The sequence below is a fragment of the Streptomyces soli genome, from assembly GCF_003999195.1.
Taxonomy (GTDB): Bacteria; Actinomycetota; Actinomycetes; order Streptomycetales; family Streptomycetaceae; genus Actinacidiphila; species Actinacidiphila soli.
The window spans coordinates 1-7,612 of the sequence record NZ_RJVR01000054.1; the positions used below are offsets into that span (position 1 = coordinate 1).

Consider the following 7,612-nt stretch of genomic DNA (forward strand, 5'->3'; position numbering starts at 1 on the left):
CGCGATGCCGTGCTCGGCAACGGCGTCGAGGATGAGGACGGTGTCGTCGTACCGCTGCTGCGGCCGCTTCGTCAGCTCTCCTGTGGTGGCCAGGAGTTGGCCGACACTGGGTACGGCGTAGGTGCGGTAGAGGGCGAAGCTGAGGGCCTGGACGGTGTCCCAGGGGAATTCGTGGGCCGTGGAGATGCGGTGGATCTCCTCGTAGTCCCACTCGGGGTCGAGATGTTCGATATGCCGGAGCCAGTGGTCGCGCCTGAGCCGCGTCATCGCTCTGCCCTCTCGGTAGTCGTGGCGGCGAGATCCCGGCCGATGATCTCCTTCATGATCTCGGTGGTCCCGCCGTAGATGGTTTGGATCCGGGCGTCGAGGTAGGACCGCCCGATGGCGTACTCCGCGATGTAGCCGTAGCCGCCATGCAGCTGGAGGCAGCGGTCGACGGTCTTCGTCTGGAGTTTGGTGGCCCACCACTTGGCCTTGGCCGCGTCCGCGGCGCTCAGCGTGCCGTCGCCCAGGGCCGACTCAGTGGTGGGCCTGCTCATGAACGAATGCTGGTCAAGGTCTTGTTTCGGGTGCTCCCGCAGGGCGGGAGAGAAACGTCGACAAGACGCGCCCGTACCGCGGGCGGGAGGTACTCGCACTTCCCGCCCAGGCCCAGACCGGCAAAGCTCCGACGAGGAAACCCGAAGCCCACCCACCCACCAGAACTCAAGGCGATCAGGGCCACCACGGTATCATTGCCCCACCCCGGCGTTCACGGACGCAGCCCGACTGCCGCCAAGACGGCCAGGCCGAACGCCACCCAACCGCCCCAGGAGTGGACATCACCTCGCCGATGGCCAACAACGTCGAGGCGAGGAGCCAGTAAAGGGCAACGAACGGCAGCTCGTTGGAGACGCCACAGCGAAAAACGTGCACCACGCAACGAGCGTCGTAGTCACCAAATAACCGATCGGCATGGTCGACTGAACCGCTCCGGGTCGAATGGACGCTCGATTCTCTGAGAGGATTGAGTCATGGCACGACCTTCGAATTAGCCCGCTGAGCTGCGCCGACGTGCGGTGCGGATGGTCGCCGAGGTGCGACCCGATCACGCCACCGAGTGGGCCGCGATGAAAGCTGTGGCTTCGAAGCTCGGCATCGGCTCGACCGAGACGCTGCGCAAGTGGGTGCGGCAGGACCAGGTCGACGCCGGCGCCCGGCCCGGGGTGAGTACGGAGGAATCAGCCGAGATGAAGCGGCTGAAGAACGAGAACGCCGAACTGCGGCGGGCGAATGACATCCTCAAAGCCGCGGCGTCTTTCTTCGCGGCCGAGCTCGACCGGCCACACACACGCTCGTAGCGTTCATCGACGAGTTCCAGGTCCGCTTCGCCGGTGTCGAGCCGATCTGCCGCGTCCTCACCGAGCACGACTGCAAGATCGCCCCTTCCACCTACTACGCCCTCTGTTGAGTCGGACAGCGAACGGACGCCGGACCGGCGACATACCCCGGGAGAGCCAGCCCCGAAGAGCGGCAGACGGTTCACGAGTCACCCGGCCCAGCGTCCTACGGCACGCTACGAGCGGCCAACCCGACCGCGTCCCGCTACCCCTATACAAGTCGGCGGTTCACTGGGACGACTGACTGGCACCAACCGCAGATCCCTCGTACTTTCCTGGACGTGACGGATGTCCCCCGACCTTGCGGCACCTTCTGCACCCCAAGAGCGGCCGCGTCGCCTGCGGCTTCGCTCCTGATTCCCCCCAGCGAAGTCTCAACCACGCGTCGCCGCACGCTTCAATGGAACGGGCGCCCTCAAATCAGAACCGCCCGACCCCAAAAGGGGCGGGGCGACCGCGATCGTGCGGGTGACGGCCGTGAGACTGCTCCGCCACGACGTCGCGGCCGGGGACGTCCCCGGCCGCGGCGTTCATGTCCGCTGTTAGTGCGCCGCCTGCACCTTCACCTCCGCCGTGGCGGTGTGTCCGGAGCCTGCGCCGACCGCGGTCAGTGATGCCTTGCCGCGCGAGGTGTCGGCGGGAATCGCCGCCGTGATGGACACTGTGCCCGTGCTGTTCGCGAGCACCCGGCCGAGTGTCGTCGAGCCCAGGCGGAACTCAACGCTCTCTCCGACGCGGTAGCCGCTGGCGCTGAGGATGGTGGTCGCCCCGGCGACAACGGCGTTCTTGACCTGCAGCCTGCCGGGTGTCCTCGACGCCGCGTACTCGGTGCAGACGTTGCCGGGCACGCCGACCTCGGGTGCCGGGGTACCGCCGGTGACTCCGTCGTCCTCGCGGACGGTGAGGGTGCTGAATCCCTTGTCTCCCATGACCGCGCCGGCGACGTCGGTCGCCGAGACCTTGAACGACGTGGCAGGGGTAGCACTGGGGAGCGTGTCGCCATACGTCGTGACTGGCACCGGGACGCACGTCTGGCCGGGAGCGAAGGTCACCTTCTGCATCGCGGTTCCGGCCTTGCCGGTAGCGGAGCCGAACGCACTGACGTAGGCGGTGACCGGGTGGCCGACCGGACGGGACAGCACTGCGGCCACCTCGGCGGTCCCCGGACCGGAACCTTCATCGACGTTCGCCGGCGCCAGGTTCACGGTCGCCTGCTGCGCGGGGAGTCGTACGCCGACGGCCCGGTTCTCGACCGAGAGATCGGATATGTAGACGCCACCGGACGCGGTGCCGTCGGCGCCTGCTGCGGCGGTGAATCGCACCTCGCGCACATCGGTCAGGTTGAGTCCGGCGAGCGACGAGGTCGGGATCGTCACCTGCTGCAGGATCACCTTGCGCAACCAGGGTGAGCTGACCCCCGGCATACGGGTGACGGCCTTCGGGTTGAGGTCGGAGACCGGTGAGGACCAGGTGTGTCCGGCGCCGTCGGTGACGCTGATGGTGAGGTCGGTTCCGGTGGTCACAAACTCATCAGCGGCCATCTTCACCGAGATCTGCTGGAAGTGGCTGACGTTCCGGTCAGCCGGTGGGACGGTGACCCGCAGCTGACCGCTCGGTGACGTCCAGCTCATATGCAGCATCGGCGAGGACGGGACGTTCCACGCCCACTGTGCCGGTGACCAGTGCGGGACGGCCGCCTCGTTGAGTGTGGTGGAGCAGTACGGCAACGGCTGAGGGAGGGTTACGCCGCCCTGGCCGCCCATGTCGGCGCACACGCCGGCGGTGGCGTCACCGGAGACGTGGACAGCGGAGCTGGGGTTCTCAAAGGTGTTGATGTCCACCCGTGACTTCGCCGGCTGGGTCGCGGTGACGGTGATGTGGGCGAACGACGTCGAGGGCGCGGTCACATCGGAGCCGTCGAACAGCGGCTGGAACTGCTTCTCGCCACCGAGAGTGAGCCGGAAGAAGCCTGCGACGTAGGCGGTCTCGACCTTGACCTGCTCGGAAGGAGTGAGCCGTGTCGTGGTGGCGGACGAGGGGTCGCACACCGGGTCGTTGGCGCCAACGGCGTAGGAGAGCCAGTCGTCGGCGGTGCCCTCGGGCCAGCCGCCCGGAGTCCAGACGGTGTTGAAGAAGTTGTGGTTGGTGCCCATCACCAGGACTGCGGAGCGGAGCACGTTGTCGTTGAAGCTGTGCTGGGAGTCGTCGATGATGTGCTGGCCCATCAGGTTCTCCACGTCACCGTCGCAGTACGGCAGGATCGTCGCCGTCGCCACGTTCGGCAGGGAGATCCGGTCGTAGTCGACGGGCGCGAGCGGGAGTACCGCTTTGATCCCGAACTGCTGTGAGACCGGGAGGGCGTCATTGAGGGTCGAGGCGGCCACGACTCCTTCGCCGCCGCGGGAATGGCCCATGATCCCGACGTTGTGAAGGTCGAGCTTCCCGACCAGGTCAGCTGGCTTCATTCCACCGGTGAGGGCCTGGCCGAGGCTGACGTTCCGGTCGGTGAACGCGTCGTGGTAGACCACGTTGTCACCGGCGTTGGCCTTCTTCAGCATCCGCAGGGTGTCGAGGATGAGCTCGCCCCGGGCCTGGGCGCCGTAGTCGGCGGCGAGCTGGTTGTCTTTGGCGTTGATCGCGTTGGCCGAGATGGAGACTACGACGTACCCGTTGCTCGCCAGGGCGCGGGCCGGCGCGTCGTAGCCGAGGAAGCTGGGGATCGGCGAGCGTTGCTCGGTGCTGTCCGGTGAGGTGCGGCAGGGCCACTGCGCCGGGTTTGGTGTGCCGGGACCGTAGCAGGCAGAGTGACGGCCGTGCTCGAAGATCACGACGGGCTTCTTGCCGGCGCCGTCCGGTAGGTAGACCTTGCCCTCGAGCTCGCCGCGGGTGCCGCCGATGTTGAGCAGCGGGATCGCCTGGTCGCCGAAGTTGTACACAGCCTCGAAGACGTGATGGTCACCGAGCTTCGACGGGTCGGCATTCAGCAGTTTCGACGTGATTTTGGGCTCGGCCTGCTGCGGGGCAAGGGGTGTTGGGGTGCTGGTGGACTTCGACCCGAAGGCGTCGGTGGTCACCGACGAGGCACTCACGACTGAGGGGTCGGTGGTGACCAACGACAGGGACTTCCCGTCGGTGGCCTCCGTGGCGGGGCCCAGATCCTTGCCGTCGACCGAGAGGGTCGGGGCGCTGGCGGTGACAGGGAGCTGTTTGTCGAGGTCGAGAGTGATCCGGAAGCCGCCTGCGACGCGGGTGATGGACCACTTGTGGCCGGAGGCCAGCTGGCCGGCGTGGGCGTCGGTGGCCGCCGAGGCGGTCCCGTAGCCCAGGGTGGCTGTAAGGCACGCAAGTGCCAGTGCCGCAGCGACACATCTCGCGCGCCGAGTTATTCGAGACAAGTTATAGCCTTACTCGCGAACGGACTTGATGCACCCGCCGCCATGACGAGTGCCGAGCGGATCGCAACCTATGCACGCCCCGTGAATTCGACGAGTCAATCTTGTTACCCGGGTGTTCCACCCCCGTGCGGTGCATGCCGAATTCAACTACCGTTGTGCAGAAAGCTATTTGACGGGCGACCAGGTATCGCTTCGGCACGGCGGCGGTAGAGAGCCCTGGGTGCTACCGGGACTGCGGCGCCCCAGCCGCCTGGTCCAGTCACGCCTCTCAGGAACTCCTGCACCCGGTTACGCACGGCGCGACTTGCATGCGGGTCCCGCAGAAGGGCAGGTCCCGGAGCGCACCGGCCTGGAGGTCTCGCCACCGCACGTAGCGCGTCCTGGTAAATGATGGTCATGATGCAAGGGGATCAGGGGGCCTGACGCTGGAGCAGGGCCAAGACACCGCCTGCCGCCACGCCGCGGACTGTGCCCCGGCTCAGCGCACCTGGCGATGTCGGGGAAGGATCGGCGAATCCGGCGGGGTAGAAGTGCTGCGGGACGTCGATCAGCGGCGAGGGATTTGCCGCAGATCCTGGTCGGCGTCGAGACCTGGCAGTGTGCCCATTGAACGTGGCATCGGGGCAATGAGTAAGGCGGCGGGACGCCTCTACATGGCTGCTGCGTACTGGGAGCCGGGTCGCGCGAGAAAACCTCGGATCGGGTCGTTGACCGGGTCATCAGTGTGGTCGCAATCAGGTTGCTTGCTGGTAATCGTTGAAAATACCTGGCCGGTCTCAGCAGCCTGGGGGGCGTTGCTGGAGCGACTGGTCTGGGCGGTGCCGGTTGTCATGTGACCACTGTGGGAACCGTCGGAGCTTGTCGGAGGGTGGCCTTGTTCCTGCTCGTGCTGGACGTCGTTCTTGCGCGGAGCCGCACGCAGTAGTGCTCGGTCTGGGCTGGGCTTCCTGCCACCAAACGAGAATTCGTCGACCGATGCCGTGAGTACGGGGTCGGCGTACTGCCATCCTCACCGATGGCGGCTGCCGTCGGACCGGCGCGGACGTGTCCCGTTAGGGGCACCCCAGACGGCCGGGCGCTCCCGTGGCAGGCGACGTAGGACAAATGGAGTCACACCCGGCCGGCAGCGATCGGGTTGACGCCCGTGCCGGGCTGCTGGGCGCGCAGCAGGTCTCCGATTCCCTGCAGCGTAACGGCAGCGCCGCCGAGCAGCGTGGCGGTCACCGCGGCGGTGGTGGCCTCCCCAGGGGTGAGCGGCGCAGGTTCGGGGTTTTTGTCTAGAAGTGCTCTGCCCGCATGGTTCACCGGATTGGTGGGTCATGCAGCGTTGGCGAGGGGGCGTCCGCCCCATCGGATGCCTTTCTCGCTGTGGATTCGGGCGCCACCCCGTTTACGGAGTGGAGGAGTCACATGTTCGTATCGGATGTGGGTGAGGCAGGGCCGGTATCGCGAAATACGCGCCCCGCGAAACAGTCACGTCCGTCTTGGCCTCGGCAGCACGCTCGGCGGCGGCAGCCGCAAGTGCTCCGTACGGGGGGGCGGAGCGGAGGTGGCAGACTGTCACTGTGACATTGCACGATGAGGAACTGTTGGCCCGGGTCCGTGAGATGAGGGAGCGCGGCAGCGCTCCCAAGCAGATCGCGAAGGCGCTGGGACTGCGCCCCGCACAGGCCAGCGCGCTGGTGAGGCGGGTCGCCGAGGCGGCACAGGCGCACACCGCACTCGATGAGCGGCCGGTGGTGGGCTGCTGGGTCAACGCGGGCTGGAGCGCGGGGCTGGACATGGCCGGTGCCTTGGACTGGGCGGCGGCCGACCCGCTCGGCCAGGAACCGGACCCGGACACCGGCGGCTTCGCCCAGGTACTGCTGGCCCGCCAGGAGCGTGCCAGCAAGGTGACCGTCACCGGGTTCCTGGTGGATGTGTACTGCCTGGGGGTCAAGAATGTCACCGGTCCTGAGGTGATGGGGTCCGGCTCCCTGACCGCCTATGTACCGACGTACTACTCGGCCTTCGACCACCCGCCCTTGTCGATCGGCGTGGAGCAGGCACAGCGGATTGTGCACGGCGCGGTGGCCTACGCCCGTTCCCTGGGCTTCGAACCCGCGCCCGGCTTCACCGACGCCGCCGTGCACCTGGGGATCCCGCCAGGGGACCTGCCCGCCATCGGCTTCGGCCGGGACGGCAAGCCGTTCTACTTCGGCGGCCCCTACGACGACCCGCGGACGGTGGTCCAGACCCTGGAACGCACCCGCGGCCACGGTAATTACCACTACATCGCACAGCTGTAGGTGGGTCCGCATGACGCGGATGACGGCGGCCCGCACGGTGCGCTGGGGCCCCAGCCGGAACCGTCACCGTCGGACTGATCCGCTGCCATGGTTCGCCGCAGATCGACCTCGGCACCGCTCGTGAATGCCTCCCACAGACGACGTTCCGGTTCACTGAGATCATCTACACGCATCCGTGCCGACTTTCTGCTGGCGTGGCTGGAGTTGTTCATGGAGGCGGTCCGGAGCAGCGCGGTGAGGCCGCTACATCTCGGGCTGCTCCTCATCGCCCTGCTGGTGCACGGGGGCTTGCTGACTCATGGCAAAGCCCCCGACCGGCCGTGCCGGTGCGGGGGGCTTTGTCCTCTACTGAGAAAGGCTATGGCCGCAGTCAGTAGACGACGACGGTTACCGACGAGGAGGCGGTGCTTGCGTCCACGACGCGCAGCGTCTGCTTGCCCTTGGAGCCGAGCTTGGCGGTGATCCGGTAGTCGTTGCTGCGGTTGACAGTGGCGCTGGCCAGGGACACCCACCGGCCCCCGACCTTCTCCTGGAGAGTGACCTTGCTGCC

At 67.2% G+C, this 7,612-nt stretch carries 3 protein-coding genes and 4 pseudogenes; 2 read left to right on the forward strand and 5 right to left on the reverse strand.

Features of this window, described 5'->3' with window-relative positions; genetic code table 11:
* Window positions 1-267: pseudogene (locus tag EFK10_RS03575) on the reverse strand (oxygenase MpaB family protein); the annotation flags it as partial.
* Window positions 264-506, reverse strand: a pseudogene (locus EFK10_RS03580) (acyl-CoA dehydrogenase family protein); the annotation flags it as partial. The pseudogenes EFK10_RS03575 and EFK10_RS03580, both read right to left, overlap by 4 nt.
* Before the next feature lie 558 nt (window positions 507-1,064).
* On the opposite strand from EFK10_RS03580, the pseudogene EFK10_RS03585 reads away from it, so the two are divergent.
* Window positions 1,065-1,328, forward strand: a pseudogene (locus EFK10_RS03585) (transposase); the annotation flags it as partial.
* A 593-nt stretch (window positions 1,329-1,921) separates the two neighbouring features.
* Here the strand turns inward: EFK10_RS03585 and EFK10_RS03590 are convergent.
* Together EFK10_RS03590 and EFK10_RS03595 are read right to left on the reverse strand one after the other, a co-directional pair.
* Window positions 1,922-4,774, reverse strand: coding sequence for an alpha/beta hydrolase (locus EFK10_RS03590; RefSeq protein WP_127354319.1), 2,853 nt, complete (start codon window positions 4,772-4,774; stop codon window positions 1,922-1,924).
* Window positions 4,775-5,423: 649 nt separating this feature from the next.
* Window positions 5,424-5,606, reverse strand: a complete 183-nt coding sequence (locus tag EFK10_RS03595) for a hypothetical protein (RefSeq protein WP_127354320.1) — start codon at window positions 5,604-5,606, stop codon at window positions 5,424-5,426.
* A gap of 733 nt (window positions 5,607-6,339) precedes the next feature.
* Here EFK10_RS03595 and EFK10_RS03605 point away from each other — a divergent pair.
* Window positions 6,340-7,062 carry a hypothetical protein gene (locus EFK10_RS03605; RefSeq protein ID WP_206305290.1) on the forward strand — a complete coding sequence of 241 codons (723 nt, stop codon included), beginning with the start codon at window positions 6,340-6,342 and terminating at the stop codon, window positions 7,060-7,062.
* A gap of 370 nt (window positions 7,063-7,432) precedes the next feature.
* Here the strand turns inward: EFK10_RS03605 and EFK10_RS46950 are convergent.
* Window positions 7,433-7,612 (reverse strand): annotated as a pseudogene (locus EFK10_RS46950) (hypothetical protein); the annotation flags it as partial.

What these genes read in the sequence shown, in the direction of transcription:
- EFK10_RS03595 (WP_127354320.1), bottom strand. Translation starts at nt 5,606, where the DNA reads ATGACAACCGGCACCGCCCAGACCAGTCGCTCCAGCAACGCCCCCCAG.